At 72.2% G+C, this 16559-nt stretch carries 17 protein-coding genes; 8 read left to right on the forward strand and 9 right to left on the reverse strand.

Annotated elements, in window-relative coordinates:
- Positions 1-7: 7 nt before the first annotated feature.
- Entirely contained in the window at positions 8-361 is a 354-nt protein-coding gene (locus tag ACZ61C_RS02315; RefSeq protein ID WP_465301930.1) for an MmcQ/YjbR family DNA-binding protein, read from the forward strand.
- Here the strand turns inward: ACZ61C_RS02315 and sepH are convergent.
- The 3 genes from sepH to ACZ61C_RS02330 form a co-directional block, all read right to left on the reverse strand.
- The gene (sepH, locus tag ACZ61C_RS02320) at positions 358-1203 is read right to left on the reverse strand and encodes a septation protein SepH (RefSeq protein WP_465301932.1); all 846 of its coding nucleotides are present in this window, start codon (positions 1201-1203) and stop codon (positions 358-360) included. The two genes, ACZ61C_RS02315 and sepH, sit on opposite strands and share 4 nt — an antisense overlap.
- 189 nt (positions 1204-1392) lie before the next feature.
- Complete coding sequence (locus ACZ61C_RS02325) at positions 1393-2538, reverse strand: sensor histidine kinase (RefSeq protein WP_465301934.1); 1146 nt, start codon at positions 2536-2538, stop codon at positions 1393-1395.
- Positions 2535-3197, reverse strand: coding sequence for a response regulator transcription factor (locus ACZ61C_RS02330; protein ID WP_465301936.1), 663 nt, complete (start codon positions 3195-3197; stop codon positions 2535-2537). The genes ACZ61C_RS02325 and ACZ61C_RS02330 overlap by 4 nt, the downstream gene beginning before the upstream one ends.
- 113 nt (positions 3198-3310) lie before the next feature.
- Between ACZ61C_RS02330 and ACZ61C_RS02335 the strand changes: the two genes are divergently transcribed.
- The 5 genes from ACZ61C_RS02335 (at position 3311) to ACZ61C_RS02355 (ending at position 8141) form a co-directional block, all read left to right on the forward strand.
- Positions 3311-3853 carry a hypothetical protein gene (locus tag ACZ61C_RS02335; protein ID WP_465301938.1) on the forward strand — a complete coding sequence of 181 codons (543 nt, stop codon included), beginning with the start codon at positions 3311-3313 and terminating at the stop codon, positions 3851-3853.
- Positions 3850-4944, forward strand: coding sequence for a peptidoglycan-binding protein (locus tag ACZ61C_RS02340; RefSeq protein ID WP_465301940.1), 1095 nt, complete (start codon positions 3850-3852; stop codon positions 4942-4944). The genes ACZ61C_RS02335 and ACZ61C_RS02340 overlap by 4 nt, the downstream gene beginning before the upstream one ends.
- A complete protein-coding gene (locus ACZ61C_RS02345) occupies positions 4941-5627 on the forward strand; it encodes an ABC transporter ATP-binding protein (protein WP_465301942.1) in 687 nt (228 codons plus the stop codon). The genes ACZ61C_RS02340 and ACZ61C_RS02345 overlap by 4 nt, the downstream gene beginning before the upstream one ends.
- Positions 5624-6829 (forward strand): ABC transporter permease, encoded by a 1206-nt coding sequence (locus ACZ61C_RS02350; protein ID WP_465301944.1) that lies wholly within the window; start codon positions 5624-5626, stop codon positions 6827-6829. Before ACZ61C_RS02345 ends, ACZ61C_RS02350 begins: the two co-directional genes overlap by 4 nt.
- Positions 6830-6917: 88 nt before the next feature.
- A complete protein-coding gene (locus tag ACZ61C_RS02355) occupies positions 6918-8141 on the forward strand; it encodes a glycosyltransferase 87 family protein (RefSeq protein ID WP_465301946.1) in 1224 nt (407 codons plus the stop codon).
- Here the strand turns inward: ACZ61C_RS02355 and serC are convergent.
- Positions 8134-9258, reverse strand: a complete 1125-nt coding sequence (gene serC, locus ACZ61C_RS02360; RefSeq protein ID WP_465301948.1) for a phosphoserine transaminase — start codon at positions 9256-9258, stop codon at positions 8134-8136. The two genes, ACZ61C_RS02355 and serC, sit on opposite strands and share 8 nt — an antisense overlap.
- Before the next feature lie 164 nt (positions 9259-9422).
- On the opposite strand from serC, the gene ACZ61C_RS02365 reads away from it, so the two are divergent.
- Positions 9423-9740, forward strand: coding sequence for a hypothetical protein (locus ACZ61C_RS02365; protein ID WP_465301950.1), 318 nt, complete (start codon positions 9423-9425; stop codon positions 9738-9740).
- A 49-nt stretch (positions 9741-9789) separates the two neighbouring features.
- On the opposite strand, the gene ACZ61C_RS02370 is transcribed toward ACZ61C_RS02365, so the two are convergent.
- From ACZ61C_RS02370 to ACZ61C_RS02390, 5 genes are read right to left on the reverse strand one after another with little or no spacing between them, the layout of a single operon-like run.
- Complete coding sequence (locus ACZ61C_RS02370) at positions 9790-11130, reverse strand: serine hydrolase domain-containing protein (RefSeq protein ID WP_465301952.1); 1341 nt, start codon at positions 11128-11130, stop codon at positions 9790-9792.
- A gap of 59 nt (positions 11131-11189) precedes the next feature.
- The gene (locus tag ACZ61C_RS02375; RefSeq protein ID WP_465301954.1) at positions 11190-11810 is read right to left on the reverse strand and encodes a response regulator transcription factor; all 621 of its coding nucleotides are present in this window, start codon (positions 11808-11810) and stop codon (positions 11190-11192) included.
- Complete coding sequence (locus ACZ61C_RS02380; protein ID WP_465301956.1) at positions 11807-12964, reverse strand: sensor histidine kinase; 1158 nt, start codon at positions 12962-12964, stop codon at positions 11807-11809. The genes ACZ61C_RS02375 and ACZ61C_RS02380 overlap by 4 nt, the downstream gene beginning before the upstream one ends.
- The gene (locus tag ACZ61C_RS02385; protein ID WP_465301958.1) at positions 12961-13770 is read right to left on the reverse strand and encodes an ABC transporter permease; all 810 of its coding nucleotides are present in this window, start codon (positions 13768-13770) and stop codon (positions 12961-12963) included. Before ACZ61C_RS02385 ends, ACZ61C_RS02380 begins: the two co-directional genes overlap by 4 nt.
- Positions 13767-14606 carry an ABC transporter ATP-binding protein gene (locus ACZ61C_RS02390; protein WP_465301960.1) on the reverse strand — a complete coding sequence of 280 codons (840 nt, stop codon included), beginning with the start codon at positions 14604-14606 and terminating at the stop codon, positions 13767-13769. Before ACZ61C_RS02390 ends, ACZ61C_RS02385 begins: the two co-directional genes overlap by 4 nt.
- A gap of 241 nt (positions 14607-14847) precedes the next feature.
- Here ACZ61C_RS02390 and ACZ61C_RS02395 point away from each other — a divergent pair, with 241 nt between their 5' ends.
- Positions 14848-16542, forward strand: a complete 1695-nt coding sequence (locus ACZ61C_RS02395) for an SDR family oxidoreductase (protein ID WP_465302749.1) — start codon at positions 14848-14850, stop codon at positions 16540-16542.
- The last annotated feature ends 17 nt before the right edge of the window (positions 16543-16559 follow it).

The following is a 16559-nucleotide window of genomic DNA, read 5'->3' on the forward strand; positions in this document are numbered from 1 at the left end:
TGGCGGGATGAAGCAGCTCGACGCGTTGCGGAAGGTGTGCCTGGTCCTGCCGGAAGCGACCGAGCGCCTCAGTCACGGCTCGCCCGCCTGGTTCGTGCGCGGCAAGAAGACCTTCGTCATGTTCGCCGACGACCACCACGGTGACGGCCGGCTCGCCTTCTGGTGTCCCGCTCCGCCCGGTGCGCAGGAGGAACTCGTGCGCACCGAGCCGGGGCGGTTCTTCCGGCCGGCCTACGTCGGCCATCGTGGCTGGCTGGGCGTGCGGCTGGACGTCGACGTCGACTGGGCCGAGGTCGACCGGATCGTGCGTGAGGCCTACCGGCTGGTCGCGCCGAAGACGCTCGCCGCGCTGGTGGACTAACCGCGCTGCGAGCGGACCCCGAGGAGCACGTCCTCCCAGGACGGCACGATCGGGTGATTCTTCTTGGCCTTCGGCCGCGGCTCTTCCTCGGCGACGTCTTCCTCGGGATCGGCCGGGACACGCGGGATCTCGCGCGTGTCGTCGTCCGGGTCCGGCTCGGCCGCCGGCAGCTCGGCGCGTTCCGGCGGCACGGAGTCCAGCGTCGGCTGGAACTCCGCGTCGCGGGCCGGGTCGAGGGCGCGGACCGTGCGCGGGGCGCGGTAGGCGTTCGGGTCGAGCAGGACCTCGGCGTTCTCGTCGAGCGCCACGACCGTGCCGCCGTGCGCCCCGGGCGCGAACGCCCAGTGCGCGCGGTTGTCCGAGCGCCCGGCCTTCCACTGCAGCACGACGACCCAGCGGCCGTCGTCGCCCTTCCAGGCGTCCCAGGCGGCCTTCGAGTAGTCGTGCCCGCGGACGCCGAAGCCGTACGCGACGACCTCGCCGAGCGTCTGCACGTCGGGGCCGTCCTCGCGGACGGGGTGGGCGCTTTGCGCGAGCTCGGCGGTCCGGGACCGCTCGAGCAGGACGGGGTAGGCGTACCGCTCGACGCGCTGCTCCGAAATCCCGGCGCCCGCCGCGACTTGCTGGACTGACTCGCCGGCACGGATTCGCGCCTGGATCTCGCGTGGCCGCATCTGGCTCTCCAACTCGATTTCGATCTGGCCGAGGCGGGTGAGGTCACCCCGCGCCGCCGCGCGCAGTCTTTCATCGGCCGGGAGGAGGAAGCGCGTACCGCTCGCCGAGTCTTCGCACACGATGGACTTACCGTCCTCGTGCAACCCGACTACCCGAAGCGCGCGCATTGTTCGCCTTCCCCGATGCTTCACCGTTGTGGGTGCCCACGTTAGAACGGCGCGTCGGCTTGACGTGCGAGGCGCGCCGAGTCCGCACCGAACTGCCCACTGTTCACTTAGCGACGTCCGCATCATGGATCACCCAGGTCGGCGGCCGCCGGGTGACACGCCGGACACGGTCAGTCACGATCGAGTGGATCACGCCGGCGGCAGCCGGACGACGACGGTGAGGCCGCCGCGCCGGCCGGGCTGGGCGTCCGCGTACCCGCCGTGGGCCTGGGCCACCGACCGGACGATCGACAGCCCCAGCCCCGCGTTGCGCGTGTCCCCGGTCCGCTCCGACCCCACCCGGCGGAACGGCTCGAACAGCGTCGGCACGGCTTCGGACGGCACCACCGGCCCGGAGTTGCGCACCTCCAGGGCCGGATCCCCGCGGACCTCGACGTACACCCAGCCGCCCGCGGCGTTGTACGTGATCGCGTTGACCACCAGGTTCGTCACGAGCCGCTCCAGCAGCACCGGGTCGCCCGCGACCACCCGCGGCCGCAGGCGGGTCTCCACCTTCACCCCGGCCGACCCGGCCTGCGCGGACGTCGCCCGCACGACCGACGCCACCACCTCGTCGAGCCGGACCGGGGCACGCGCCGTCAGCCCCCGGTCGCTGCGGGCGAGAACCAGCAGGCCCTCGATCATCCGCTCGCTGCGCTCGTTGGTGTGCAGCAGGTGCGTGCCGAGCTTCCGCAGCTCGGGCGCCACTTCCGGGTCGGCCATCGCGACCTCGATCAGCGTCCGCTGCACCGCCAGGGGTGTCCGCAGCTCGTGGGACGCGTTCGCGACGAACCGCTTCTGGCTGTCGAACGACTCCGCGAGCCGGTCGAGCATGCCGTCGAAGGTGTCGGCGAGCTCCTTCAGCTCGTCGGGCGGGCCTTCGAGGTTGATGCGCCGGTCGAGCTTGCCCGCCTCCAGCCGCCGCGCGGCGGAGGTGATGTCGTGCAGCGGCCGCAGCGCGCGCCCCGCCATCAGCCAGCCGAAGAGCACCGCCAGCGCCGCCGTCACGACCAGCGCGATCGCCGAGCCCACCACCAGCGTGGACAGCGTCGAGGAGCGGTAGTCCGCCAGCGAACCGCTGAGCAGCCGGACCGCGACACCCTGGGAGCCCACCGTGTCCGCCGGGACGCCGTAGGTCAGGTCGGCCGTGCCGATCGTCGAGGAGGCGACCCGGGCCGGGTCCGGCAGCGTGCTCTGCACCAGCAGGTAGTTGATGACGACCAGGACGAGCCCGGCCAGCAGGAACAGCCCGCCGTACCAGGCGGTGAGCTTGGCGCGGACCGAAATGCCGTTCACCGGGCGCCGAACCGGTAGCCGGCGCCCGGCACGGTCTCGATCACCGGCGGGTCGCCGAGCTTGCGCCGCAGGGTCATCACCGCGACGCGCACCGCGTTGGTGAACGGGTCCGCGTGCTCGTCCCACGCCTTTTCCAGCAGGGCCTCGGCGCTGACGACCGCGCCCTCCGCCCGCATGAGCACCTCGAGCACGGCGAACTCCTTCGGCGAGAGCAGCAGGAACCGGCCGTCGCGGGCGGCCTGGTGACGCGGCAGGTCGAGCACGACGCCGTCGCGCTCCAGCACCGGGGGCAACGCGGGCCGCGCGCGCCGCGACAGCGCCTGCACCCGGGCGACCAGCTCGGCGAAGGCGAACGGCTTCGTCAGGTAGTCGTCGGCGCCGGCGCCCAGGCCGGCCACCCGCTCGGTGACGTCGGCGGCCGCGGTCAGCATCAGCACCCGCGCCTCGCCACCCGCCCGGACCACGGCGGCGCAGACGTCGTCACCGTGCACCTTCGGCAGGTCGCGGTCGAGGACCACGACGTCGTAGCCGTGCACACCGACGCGTTCGAGGGCCTGCTCGCCGTCGTAACAGACGTCGACGGCCATGGCGAACCGCCGCAGCCCCTCCGCGACCGAGTCGGCCAGCAGCCGTTCGTCCTCCACCACCAGCACCCGCACCCGCCCAGTCTGCGCAGGAGGGCCATAAGGACCGCATAAGCGACGTCGCTTAGCGCGCCCGAATCCCCCGATCCGTAGACCTGGCACCCCACCGAAGGAGAAAGGAGCGAGCCATGCGGACACGGATCGTCGTCGCGGCGCTCGGGGCGGCTCTGCTGCTCGGGGGCTGCGGCGCGAAGGGCGACGACGGGTCGAAGGTCGCGTCGATCTCGACGCCGCCGAAGCCGGGCGGGCCCACGGCCGCGGACAACAGCGGCAAGAGCGACGAGGACAAGATGCGCGACTTCGCCAAGTGCATGCGGGAGCACGGCGTCGACATGCCCGACCCGAAGCCGGCCGGTGAGGGCGGCGGGATGGCGGTCACCCTCGGCGGCGACGGCGTCGACATGGGGAAGATCGAGGCCGCGCAGAAGGCGTGCAAGCACCTCATGCCCAACGGCGGCGAGATGAAGCCGCCGAGCGCCGAGGAGCTCGACAAGATGCGCAAGGACGCCAAGTGCATGCGCGAGCACGGCATCGACATGCCCGACCCCGACCCGAGCGGCAAGGGCGCGACGCGGCTCGGCGGGCCGGGCGACGACCCGAAGAAGTTCGAAGCCGCCGCGAAGGCCTGCGGGCTGGGCGCGAGCATCAGTGCCCGCGGGGCGGACCAATGAGCGAAGTGACCCACCTCAAGCCCCGCCGTCGTGGCCGGACGCGGTGGTTCGTCGCCGCCGCGGTGATCGTGGTGGTGCTGGGCACCAGCTCCGTCGTGATCCTGACGCGGGTTTCGAGCGCGACGCCCGTCAAGGAAGCCGCGCCGCCGTCCGTCGAGACGGCGGAGGTGGCCAAGACCGACCTGAGCGAGGAGGAGGAAGCCGACGGCACGCTCGGCTACGGCGACGAGGACGGCGTCCAGGGCCGCAAGCCCGGCACGATCACGTCGCTGCCCGCCGCCGGCGCCACCCTCACCCGCTGCCAGCCGGTCTACGGCGTGGACGCCAATCCGGTGCCGCTGTTCTACGGCACCCTGCCGTTCTACCGCGACCTCGCAGCGGGCGCGGCCGACGGCGCCGACGTCAAGCAGCTGGAGGAGAACCTCAAGGCGTGCGGGTTCGGCGGCTTCGGCACGCCGGACAAGAAGTTCACGTCGGCGACGGCGTCGGCGCTGAAGAAGTGGCAGAAGTCGCTCGGGCTGGAGCAGAGCGGCGCCTTCGGCCAGGTTGACGTCGTGCTCGCGGCGGGCGAGGTCCGGGTGTCCGCGCTGTCGGCCAAGCTCGGCGCGCCGGCCCAGGGTGACGTCCTCAAGACGACCGGCACCGTCCGCTCGGTGCAGGTGAAGCTCGACGCGGCGAAGCAGGACCTCGCGCAGCAGGGCGCGAAGGCGTCGGTGACGATCAACGGGAAGACGACGCAGGGCACGATCACCGACGTCGGACGGACCGCCGTGGAGGGCAAGGACGCGGCGGGCCAGGACGACGGCAAGCCCAAGATCACCGTGACCGTCCGGCTCGACGACCCGGCCGTCGCCGGCTCGCTCGACTCGGCCCCGGCGACCGTCCGGTTCACCAAGAGCGTCCACGCCGGGGTGCTCGCGGTCCCGGTCGGCGCGCTGCTCGCGCTCGCCGAAGGCGGTTACGCCGTCGAGGTCGACGAAAACGGGCAGCGCCGGCTGATCGGTGTCCGAACGGGACTGTTCAGCGGCGGGAAGGTCGAGGTCACCGGCGCCGGGCTGACCGAAGGCATGCGGGTGGTGACGACGTCGTGACACCCGTGCTGCGCGTCCACGAGGTCACGCGCACCTACCCCGGCGGGGTCGCCGCGCTCGACGGTGTCTCGCTTTCGCTGGAGGACGGCGAGATGGTCGCGATCGTCGGGCCGTCCGGGTCGGGGAAGTCGACCCTGCTGCACCTGATGGGGACGCTCGACCGGCCGTCGTCGGGCCGGGTGGAGCTGCACGGCCACGACGTCGCCGCGCTGTCGGACCGCAAGGTCTCCGCGCTGCGCTCGCGCTGGATCGGGTTCGTGTTCCAGCAGTTCTTCCTCGACGAGGGGATGAGCGCGGTGGACAACGTCTGCACCGGCCTGCTCTACGCGGGGGTGCCGCGGCGACGGCGGCGCGGGCGGGCGCTGGCCGCGCTCGACCGCGTCGGGCTCGGGCACCGGGCGTGGCACCGGCCGGGCGAGCTGTCCGGCGGGGAACGCCAGCGCGTCGCGATCGCGCGGGCGGTCGTCAACAACCCGGCGATCCTGCTGGCCGACGAGCCGACCGGCAACCTCGACACCGGCACCGGCGCGTCCGTGCTCGGGCTGCTCGGGGCGCTGTCCGCCGACGGCACCACGATCGTCGTGATCACCCACGACCGCGAGATCGCCGCGGGCATGCCGCGGCGGATCGAGCTGCTCGACGGGCACCTGCGGCTCGACACCGGCCTGGTGGGTGCGCGATGACGATGGTGACGCTGCCGGAGCCCGCCCGGCTCAAGCCGCCGGACGTCGTCGCGCTCGGCGCCCACGGCATGCGCACGCGGCCGGTGCGCGCGGTGCTTTCCGCGCTGGGCATCGCGATCGGCGTCGCGGCGATGGTCGCGGTGCTGGCGATCCCGGCGTCCGGCGCGCAGGCCCTGCACGACCGGCTGGCCGCGCTCGGCACCAACCTGCTCACCGCCGGGCCGGGCCAGACGCTGTTCGGCAAGGACGCGACCCTGCCCGACGACGCCATCCCGATGGCCCAGCGCATCGGCCCGGTGCAGGCGGCCAGCGGCACCGGGAACACGTCCGCGAACGTCCGCCGCAGCGACAAGATCGCGGTGGACGACACCTCCGGGCTCGCGGTGTTCGCCGCGCGGCCGGACCTGCTGGGGGTGCTCGGCGGGAAGGTCCGGGTCGGGTCGTTCCTGGCGGCAGGAAACCAGGACTACCCGGTGACGGTGCTCGGTTCGCAGGCCGCGGCCCGGCTCGGCATCGACCGCGTCGACCCGGCACGGCCGCCGCAGGTGCTGATCGGGACGCAGTGGTTCACCGTCGTCGGGATCCTCGCGCCGATGCCGCTCGCGCCGGAGGTCGAGCGGTCGGCGCTGGTCGGCTGGGACGTCGCGAAGCGGCTGCTCGGCTTCGACGGCCACCCGTCCACTGTGTACGTCCGCGCCGAAGAGTCCCAAGTGGACGGTGTGCGGTCGGTGCTGGCCGCGACGCTGAGCCCGCAGGCGCCGAACGAGGTCGAGGTGCGCCGCCCGTCGGACGCGCTCGCCGCGCAGAAGCTGACGGACACGACCTACAGCGCGCTGTTCCTCGGCCTCGGCGGGGTCGCGCTGCTCGTCGGCGGGGTCGGGGTGGCGAACACGATGGTGATTTCGGTGCTCGAGCGACGTCGTGAGATCGGCCTGCGCCGCGCGCTCGGGGCCACGAAACGGCAGGTCCGCGGGCAGTTCCTGGCCGAGTCGGTGCTGCTGTCGGGGCTAGGCGGGCTCGCCGGGGTGCTGGCCGGGGTGCTGGTGACGGCGGGGTACGCGCTGAGCCAGGGCTGGCCGGCGGTGCTGCCGTGGGGCGCGCTGGCCGGCGGTGTCGGCGTCGCGGCGCTGGTCGGGGCGGTCGCCGGGGCCTACCCGGCGGTCCGCGCGGCGCGGCTCGCCCCCACCCAGGCCCTCGCCTGAGCGGCACTTTCACGTGAAAGTGCAGGTCTGCCGAGGGGGGTGGGGCACGCCGGGTAATCTCGGCCGGTCTAAGACCTGAGGGGGACGTGTGGTGCTGTCGGGGCGGAGGCTTGCGGGAGCGCTGGTCGTCCTCGAGGTCGTGGCCGTTGTGCTCGTGCTGCTGCTGAAGCGGTTCGACGGCCTCGACCTGGAGGTCTACCTGGGCGGCGCGAAGGCGCTGGCCGAGCAGGGCTCGCCGTACGACGCCTGGGTGCCGACCACGCACCAGATCCTGCTGCCGTTCACCTACACGCCGTTCGCCGCCGCGGTGTTCCTGCCCGGCACGCTGCTGCCGTTCGCGGTGACGATGAAGCTGGTCAGCATCGCGTCGATCCTCGCGACCGGCGTGGTCGCCTATCTCTACGTCGCGACGCTCAACGGCTCGCTGACCGACGCGTCGAAGGTCCGCGGCCGCGCGGTGGCCGCGCTGGTCGCCATCGGCGCGCAGCTCGCCGGGGCCCTGCTCGAGCCGGTCCGCTCGACGCTCGGCTTCGGCCAGATCAACGCGCTGCTCATGGTCCTGGTGGTGCTCGACGTCCTGCTGCCCGGCGAGCGGCGGCGGACGAAGGGCCTGCTCATCGGCGTCGCCGCGGCGATCAAGCTGACGCCCGCCGTTTTTGTCGTGTACTTCCTGTTCCGCCGTGACTTCAAGTCGGCCGCGCGGGTCGTCGTCGGGTTCCTGGCCGCGGGCGCGCTGCTGTGGCTGGTCCGGCCGTCGGCGTCCTTCACCTACTGGACGAAGCTCGTTTTCGACGCGGGCCGCATCGGCGGTGTCGACTACGTCGGCAACCAGTCGCTACACGGTCTGACCGTGCGCGCCGGCTGGCCGGAGTTCGCCTGGGTGCTGGCCGCGCTGGTGGTGATGGCCCTGGTCGCGGTGGTCGTCGCGCGTGCCGAGCCGGTGCTCGGGCTCACCGCCTGCGCGCTCGGCGGGTTGCTGGTCTCGCCGATCTCGTGGACCCACCACTGGACGTGGTGCGTGCCGATCCTCGTCCTCGCCGGGTGGTACGCGTGGCGCTTCGGCCGGGCGATCCGGTGGACGGCGGCCGCGGTCGTCGTCGCCGGGCTCGCGCTGTTCATCTGGGGCCCGATGTGGTTCGCGCCGCGCCCGGCGCCGTCGGCCGGCTGGTGGCTGGCGACGGAGTCCTACGAGCTGTTCGGCCTGGCGCTGCTGGTCCTGGCCGCGTTCGGCGCCCGTCGCCTGAGCACGGAAAAGGGGACCTCCGCCACCGAAGCGGCGAAGGTCCCCTCGAAGGAGCCTCAGGTCAGCTGAGCCGCTCGACGACGTACTCGATGCTCTGCGTGAGCTTCGAGATGTCGTCCGGGTCGATGGCCGGGAACAGGCCGACGCGCAGCTGGTTGCGGCCCAGCTTGCGGTACGGCTCGGTGTCGACGATCCCGTTGGCGCGCAGCACCTTCGCCACCGCGGCGGCGTCGACGTCGTCGCTGAAGTCCACCGTGCCGACGACCTGCGAGCGCAGCTCCGGGTCCTTCACGAACGGCGTGGTGTAGCTCGTCTTCTCGGCCCACTCGTACAGCCGCGACGACGAGTCCTTCGTGCGCGAGGTCGTCCACTCGAGGCCGCCCTGGCCGTTCATCCACTCGATCTGCTCGGCGAGCAGGAAGAGCGTCGCGACGGCCGGGGTGTTGTAGGTCTGGTCCTTGCGGGAGTTGTCCAGCGCGGTGGTCAGCGACAGGAACTCCGGGATCCAGCGGTCGCCGCCGCCGATCTCGCCGATGCGCTCGACCGCGGCCGGCGAGGCCAGCGCGATCCACAGGCCGCCGTCCGCGGCGAACGACTTCTGCGGCGCGAAGTAGTAGACGTCGAAGTCCTCGGCCTTGACCGGCAGGCCGCCGGCGCCGGAGGTGGCGTCGATCGCGACGAGCGCGCCCTCGGAGCCTTCGGGACGGCGGACCGGGACGGCGACCCCGGTCGACGTCTCGTTGTGCGCCCAGCCGACCAGGTCCGCGCCGGCTTCGTAGGCGATGTCCGGAGCGCTGCCCGCGTCGGCCTTGACGACGATCGGGTCGGCCAGGAACGGCGCGCCCTTGGTGACGGAGGCGAACTTCGAGGAGAACTCGCCGTAGGTGAAGTGCTGCGAGCGCTCGCGGACCAGGCCGAACGCGGCCGCGTCCCAGAACGCCGTGGTGCCGCCGTTGCCGAGGATCACCTCGTAGCCCTCGGGGAGGGAGAACAGCTCGGACAGCCCGGCCCGGACGCGCCCGACGAGGGACTTGACCGGCTTCTGCCGGTGCGACGTGCCGAGGTAGGTGGAGCCGGACTCCGCCAGGGCGCTCAGCTGCTCGGCGCGGACCTTCGACGGTCCGCAGCCGAAGCGGCCGTCGGCCGGCTTGAGGTCTGCGGGGATGGTCAACTCAGCGTCGGTCATGCCGCCAGTCTCTCAGGTCGGGACGCGGCAGGTCGAAGCGGTGCAGAACTGCCCGGTATGTGGAACGGCGGCTGTTCCGCGCAGTGGGACCGGTCCGGACGGAACCCGCCGTGACCGTAAAAACACGGTTACCGGCGGGCCCGGCGGGCGCTAGGTTCTCGGTCGTGACGACTGTGCAGCTGACCTTCGCGGCGCCGCCCGAGGTGCTGTGGAACGCGCTCCCGGCGGGGGTCGGGGCCGTCCGCGGGCAGGCCCCGTTCTACGACGCGCAGCGGGGGACCGTGTTCTTCATGACCAGGATGACCTTCTTCAGCTGGGGTCAGCACGTCGGCGTGACGGTCTCGCACGCCCCGAGCGGCTCGGCCCTCACCGTGGAGACGTCCATGAAGTTCGGCGTGTTCGACTGGGGCGAGGGGAAACGGATCGGCAACCGCCTCGGGGCCGCCGTCGCCCAGGCTGCCGGCGTCCCGGCACTGACCTGAGGGCCCCGCTCACCTCACTCTGGGGGTGTGAGCGGGGCCCGGCTCGGGCTCAGCGCCAGTTCTCGACGCCGCCCGGCACCGGCGCGGCCGGGTCGTACGGCGTGCGTGTGAAGACGAACGTGGCGAGGTCGAGGTGCGTCGCGACGCCTTCGGTGCTTCGCCCGACTACGAGCGTCTCGCCGGCGTAGTAGCCGTCGAGACCGAGGTAGGTGTCTTCGCCCGTCGGCTGGAAGCGGGAGCTGCGCCCGGGGCCCTCGGCCGGGGCCAGCAGGAGCAGGCCGTCCCCCTGGATCCGCAGGTGGTACGGCGTCGGGCCCCAGTGCCAGAGCCCGGTCAGCGCGAGCAGCGCGGGGTCGACGGCGGACGGCTCCCACTCGGCGGGCACGCGCGGCTCGAGGGTGTCGGTCGTGGTGATCAGGTCGAGGCAGAGCTGGGTGATGCCGACCCCGGACGTCGAGTTGGTGAGCACCAGCGCCCCGGTCTGCGCGACCGGGTCGATGATCGACGCGGCGAGGAACCCGGGCATCGAGCCGGTGTGCCCGGCCAGCCGCCGGCCCTGGTAGCGCACGAGCATCAGGCCGAGGCCGAACCCGGTCGTCCAGACGTCGGTGTCGTCGACGGTGACCATCGTCCGCATCTCCTCGATGGTCTCCGGCGCGAGCACCCCGCCGCCGTGGCCGCCGAGGAACGCCGTCCAGCGCCCGAGGTCGGTGGCGGTCGACCACAGCTGCCCGGCCGGGGCCATCGCGCCGGCGTCCGGGTGCGGCTCCGGCAGCAGGACGTCGGCGAAGGGGTGCACGGCGAAGCCGTCGGCGTGCGCGCCGACCGGGTGCGGGGTGGTGCGGGTCATCCCGAGCGGGCCGAGGATCTCCTCGTCCAGCACGGAGAGCCAGCCCTTGCCGCGGTGGCGCGCGACGAGCTCGCCGAGCACGCCGTACCCGACGTTCGAGTAGTGGAACCGCGCGCCCGGCCGGTGCTTGGTGGCGCCGTCGGCGAGGCTGCCGGCGAGCGCGTCCCAGTCGGCGCCCGGCGTCCGCTCCCACCAGAGCCCGGGCGACTCCGAGGTCAGGCCGGAGGTGTGGGACAGCAGCTGGGCGACGGTCGCGGCGCCGAAGGGGGTGCCGGGAACATGCTTTTCGAGGGGGTCGTTGAGGTCGATCAGGCCTTCGTCGCGCAGCCGCATGACGGCGGTGGCGACCAGCGTCTTGGTGATCGAACCCAGCCGGTACTGCGTGTCGGTGCCGGGCCGGGAGTCCCCGACGCGCCCGCGGGCCCCGGACCAGACGATCTCCCCGTCCCGCACCACGGCGGCGACGAGCGACGGCGCGCGACAGGCCGCCTGCTCATGGGCGATCCGGCGGAGCAGGACGTGTTCGGTCGACTCAAGCATGAGGGCATTCTGCCGCGCGGCGCCGGACCCGGCAGCCACCGGGACGACGAGCGCCGGGGTCAGCCGAGGAGGTTGCGGGCCATGGCGGTGGTCACCGCGGCCGTCCGGTCCGACACGCCGAGCTTGCCGAACACCCGCAGCAGGTGAGTCTTCACCGTGGCCTCGCTGATGTGCAGCGCCCGGCCGATGTCCGCGTTGGTGCCGCCCTTCGCGACCAGCCGCAGCACCTCGGCTTCGCGGGCCGACAACGTCTGCGGCTCCGGGTTGCGGACCCGGTCGACCAGCTTCCCGGCCACCGACGGCGCCAGTACCGTCTCGCCGCGGGCGGCCGCGCGGATCGCGTTCGCCAGCTCCGTGCGGGACGCGTCTTTGAGCAGGTAGCCCGACGCGCCCGCCTCGACCGCGCGCAGGATGTCGGCGTCCGTCTCGTACGTCGTGAGCACGACGATCCGGCGGCCGGGCTGCTCGCGCAGGATCCGCTTGGTCGCGCCGACGCCGTCCAGGCCGGGCATCCGCAGGTCCATCAGCACCACGTCGGGCCGGGCGACGCGGTCGAGCGCGACGGCTTCGTCCCCCGAACCCGCTTCACCGACCACCGTGAGGTCGGGCTCGGCTTCGAGCATGCCGCGCAGCCCTTCGCGGACGACGGGGTGGTCGTCGACGAGCATGATGCGGATCAAGCGGGCACCTCCAAGGTGAGTTCGGTGCCGCTGGGGCCACTCCGGACGCTCAGTGTGCCACCGACCTGTTCGGCGCGGGACCGCATGCCGCGCAGCCCGAACCCGGCGGTGCGGTCCGGGTCGAAGCCGACACCGTCGTCGCGGACGGACAGCCGCACCGCACCGTCCACAAGAGACAACCGGACCGCCGCTTCGGCCGCCGACGCGTGCCGCCGGACGTTGTTCAGCGCCTCCTGCGCGCCGCGCAGCAGCACGACTTCGCTCGCCATGGCGAGCGTGGGCAGGCCTTCGTCCACTTCGTACCGCACCGCGAGGTCCGTCTCGTCGGCGAGCCGGTCGGCCTGGCGGCGGACGGCGTCGACCAGCGACCCCGACGTGAGGTCGGCCGGCGCCAGCGCGGCGACCATCGCGCGGGCCTCGGTGAGGTTGTCCCGCGCGGTGCGGGTGGCCAGCTCCGCGTGCCGCCGCGCCGCCGCCGGGTCGGTGTCCACTTCGGACTCGATGGCCTGCGCGAGGGTGACGATGCTGGTGAAACCCTGGGCCAGGGTGTCGTGGATCTCGCGGGCCAGCCGTTCGCGCTCGGCCGCCGTGCCCGCCTCCCGCGAGAGCCGGGCGACCTCCGCCCGGCTCGCCTCGAGCTCGTCGATCAGCTCCGCCCGCGCCCGGCTCTCCTCGATGACGTGCAGGATGAACTTGCCGGACAGCACCCCGAACACGATGAGGATCGCGGTCATCGGCAGCAGGATGTGCAGCACCGGGCCGCGCATCCCGTCGTTCACGATCGCCGACGCCGGCGACAGCAGGATCACGACCGTGGTGAGCACCGCCGCCGGGCGGAAGGCGAGCGTCGTGAACAGCAGCGGGCACACCATGAACAGGATGAAGCTGGCGGTCGTGTTGGCCAGCAGGGCGACCGCGACCAGGACGACGACGAGCACGGCCAGCGTCCACCGCTGCACCAGGTGCCCGTCGTCCCGCACGACCCGGCGGCCCCACACGAGGTAGGTGAGGGCCAGTGCGGTGAGCGCCCCGACCGCGAACACCGTCCGCACCGGATCGGCTTCGTCGAGGATCACCAACGCCGTCGTGGCGGCGTAGGCGACCGCGAAGAGGATTTCCCAGAGCCAGTTGAACCGGTCCCAGGCGTCACTCACTTCGCGTCGGTCCACCGGAAGCTCAGCCGCGCCAGCACTGCGCCCACCACGCACCAGATCCCCAGCACCAACGCCACCCGTGGGAGTTCCCATGACCCAGCCATCTCCATTCCGACCGCGCCGTCCGGCAGGAACACCGACCGGAAGCCCTGGCAGATCCACTTCAGCGGGAAGAACGACGCGATGTCCACCATAATCTTCGGCAGGTTCGTGATCGGGCTGACGAACACGCCGGAGATGAACTGCAGCACCAGGTACACCATCTGCACCACGGCGACCGTGCCGGTGGAGGACTTCCCGACCGAGCTGAGCGCGATCCCGAGCAGTGTGCACGAAACGATCCCCAGCAGGAAGATCCAGAACAGCGTCAGCCACTTCGCCGGCTCGGTGGGCAGCTTCAGCCCGAACAGCAGCACGGCGACCGCGGACATCAGCACGGTCTGCGCCAGGCTGGACACCGCGACCAGCACCATCTTGCCGACGAAGTAGGACGCCGAGGGCATCGGCGTGCCGCGAAGGCGTTTGAGCGCGCCGGCTTCCCGGTCGGCCGAGACGCCGGTGGCGATGCTGTTGAACGACGTCGACACGATGCCCGAGCCGATCATCCCGGCCGCCAGCAGCTGCCCGGACGTGACGCCGGCCAGCGCGGTCGGACCGTCCAGGATGGACCCGAGCAGGATCATCAGGACCGCGGGCAGGGAGAAGGTGAAGACCACCTGCTCCTTGTGGCGGAAGAACTGCCGCAGCTCGGTGCCGCCGCGGGCGAGGCCCAGTGTCAAGGGGCCGGGGAGGGCGAGCGTGGTCATGCCTTGTCTCCGATCAGGTCCAGGTAGACGTCTTCCAGGCTCGGCCGCGTCACGGTCAGCCCGGCGAGCTCTCTACCCCCAGCAGAGAGCTCGTTGACGAGCTTGGTCGGGTACGACGTGCGCTCGACGTGGTCGCCGCGGTCGTCGGTCCACCGCACGGTGGCCTCGGCGGCGGCGCGGCCACCAAGTTTCTGCGGCGTGTCCTGCGCGACGATCTCTCCGCGCGCGATCACCGCGACGCGGTCGGCGAGCGCCTCGGCCTCGTCGAGGTAGTGGGTGGTCAGCAGGATCGTCGTGCCTTCGGCGGCGAGCTCGCTGATCAGCGTCCAGAAGTGCCGCCGCGCCTCGGGGTCGAATCCGGTGGTCGGCTCGTCGAGGAACAGCAGCTCGGGGCGGCCGATGATGCCGAGGGCGACGTCGACGCGGCGCCGCTGCCCGCCGGAGAGCGACTTGACCCGGGCCTTCGCCTTCTCGGTGAGCCCGACCTTCTCGATCACCTCGTCGGGGTCGCGCGGGTCCGGGTAGTACTTCGCGAAGTGCCGGACGGTCTCGGCGACGCTCAGCTCGGCGGCGTCGTTGGCCGTCTGCAGGACGATGCCGATGCGCGAGCGCCACGCGCGCCCGGCCTTCCCGGGGTCCTCACCCAGGACGGTGACCTCGCCGGCCGTCCGCTGCCGGTGGCCTTCGAGGATCTCGACGGTCGTGGTCTTCCCGGCGCCGTTCGGGCCGAGCAGGGAGAAGACCTCACCCTGGGCGATGTCCAGGTCCAGCCCGGCCACCGCGAGGTGACCGGGGTACTGCTTGCGCAGGCCGCGCACGCTCACTGCTGTGGTCATGGCTCAAGCTTCGTCGCCCGGAGCCGCGGAGAGGAGCAACGGCCAGCTGAATCCGGCTGTCCACCGATCGGTGGACAGCGGTGTCAGCCGGGCCCGGCTTGGTTTCCCGTGGAACCACAAAAACGCTGTCATACAAGCAAAAACGGGCCTTCTGCATGAACGGCGGCGGTCCGCCAGCCGCCGCGTGGGTGAACCACGCTGTTGACAAGTTGTCTAACATGACAGAATGTCTCACAAGTGGGTGACCGCCAGCGACGGTGTCCGCCTCTCGGTCCAGGTCGAAGGCCGCGAAGACGGGCCCACGGTCGTGCTCGTGCACGGCTATCCCGACAACAGCTCGATGTGGGGTGGGGTGGCCGCCGAGCTGACGCCGAACCACCGCGTCGTCACCTACGACGTCCGCGGGGCCGGACAGTCGGACAAGCCGTCGGGACGCGCGTCCTACCGGCTGGACCAGCTGGCCGACGACCTCCGGGCCGTCGTCGACGAGGTCCAGCCGCACGGCAAGGTCCACCTCGTCGCCCACGACTGGGGCTCCATCCAGACCTGGCACGCGGTCACCGGCGACGGCCTGCGCGGGCGGATCGCGTCCTACACGTCCATCTCCGGGCCGAGCCTCGACCACGCCGGCGCGTGGTTCCGCGCCCAGGTCACCCGCCCGACGCCGAAGCGGCTCAAGAACGCGCTCAGCCAGTTCCTGCACTCCTGGTACATCCTCGCGTTCCAGATCCCGCTCGTCCCGCAGCTGCTCTGGCGCACCGGCCTGCTGGGCGCGCAGATCCAGCGCATGGAGCCCGACGCGGCGAAGCCGAGCGTCCAGGACGGCATCCACGGCCTCGAGCTCTACCGCGCGAACATGTTCACGCGGCTCTCGCGCCCGGCGCCGCGCGCCGCCGACGTCCCGGTGCAGGTCCTCGCGCCGACCGGCGACGCCTACGTCACCACACCGCTCCAGACCGAGATCGCGCGCTGGGTGCCCGACCTGCGTGTTCGCCCGGTCGTCGGGACGCACTGGGTGACCCGGGCGCGGCCGGCGGTGATCGCGGGCGCCGCCGCCGAGCTGATCGAGTACGTCGAGACCGGCGCCGAGAGCCGCGCGCTTCGCCGAGCCCGGGTGGGCGCCGGCCGGTTCGAGCACAAGCTGGTCGTCGTCACGGGCGCCGGGAGCGGCATCGGCCGCGCCACCGCGCTCGCCTTCGCCGCCGAGGGCGCCGACGTCGTCATCACCGACATCAACCCGACGGCGGCCGCGGAAACGCTGAAGCTCCTGGAAGGCCACGGGGTCGCGGAGTACACAGTGGACTCCAGCGACGGCGAGGCCGTGCACCGCTTCGCTCGTGATGTCCGCGAGAACCACGGTGTGCCGGACATCGTGGTCAACAACTCCGGCATCGGGATGTCCGGCCCGTTCCTCGACACGTCCGTCGAAGACTGGGAACGTGTCATCGACGTCAACCTGTGGGGCGTGATCCACGGCTGCCGCGCGTTCGCGCCGATGCTCGCCGAACGCGCCGAGGGCGGCCAGATCGTCAACCTCGCCTCGGCCGCCGCCTACCTGCCGTCGAAAATCCTCACCGCGTACGCGACCACGAAGTCCGCGGTGCTGACGCTGAGCGTCTGCCTGCGGGCCGAGCTGGCCGAGCACCACATCGGCGTCACGGCGGTGTGCCCGGGCATCGTGAAGACGAACATCACCAACACGACCACTTTCGTCGGAGTGTCCGAAGAGGAACAGCGGCGGCGGCAGAAGGAGAGCTCGAAGCTCTACGCCCGGCGCGGGTTCGGCCCCGAAGGCGTCGCGAAGGACATCCTGCGGGCGGTCGAAAAGGACACCGCGATCGCACCATCCACACCGGAGGCCAAGGCCGCCCTGGTCCTATCGCGACTGACACCCGGGCTGCTGCGCCAGGCGGCCAAGCTGGATCTGACACCTTGACCGTCCGACCGCGGCGG

The sequence above is a fragment of the Amycolatopsis sp. NPDC104587 genome, assembly GCF_055583645.1.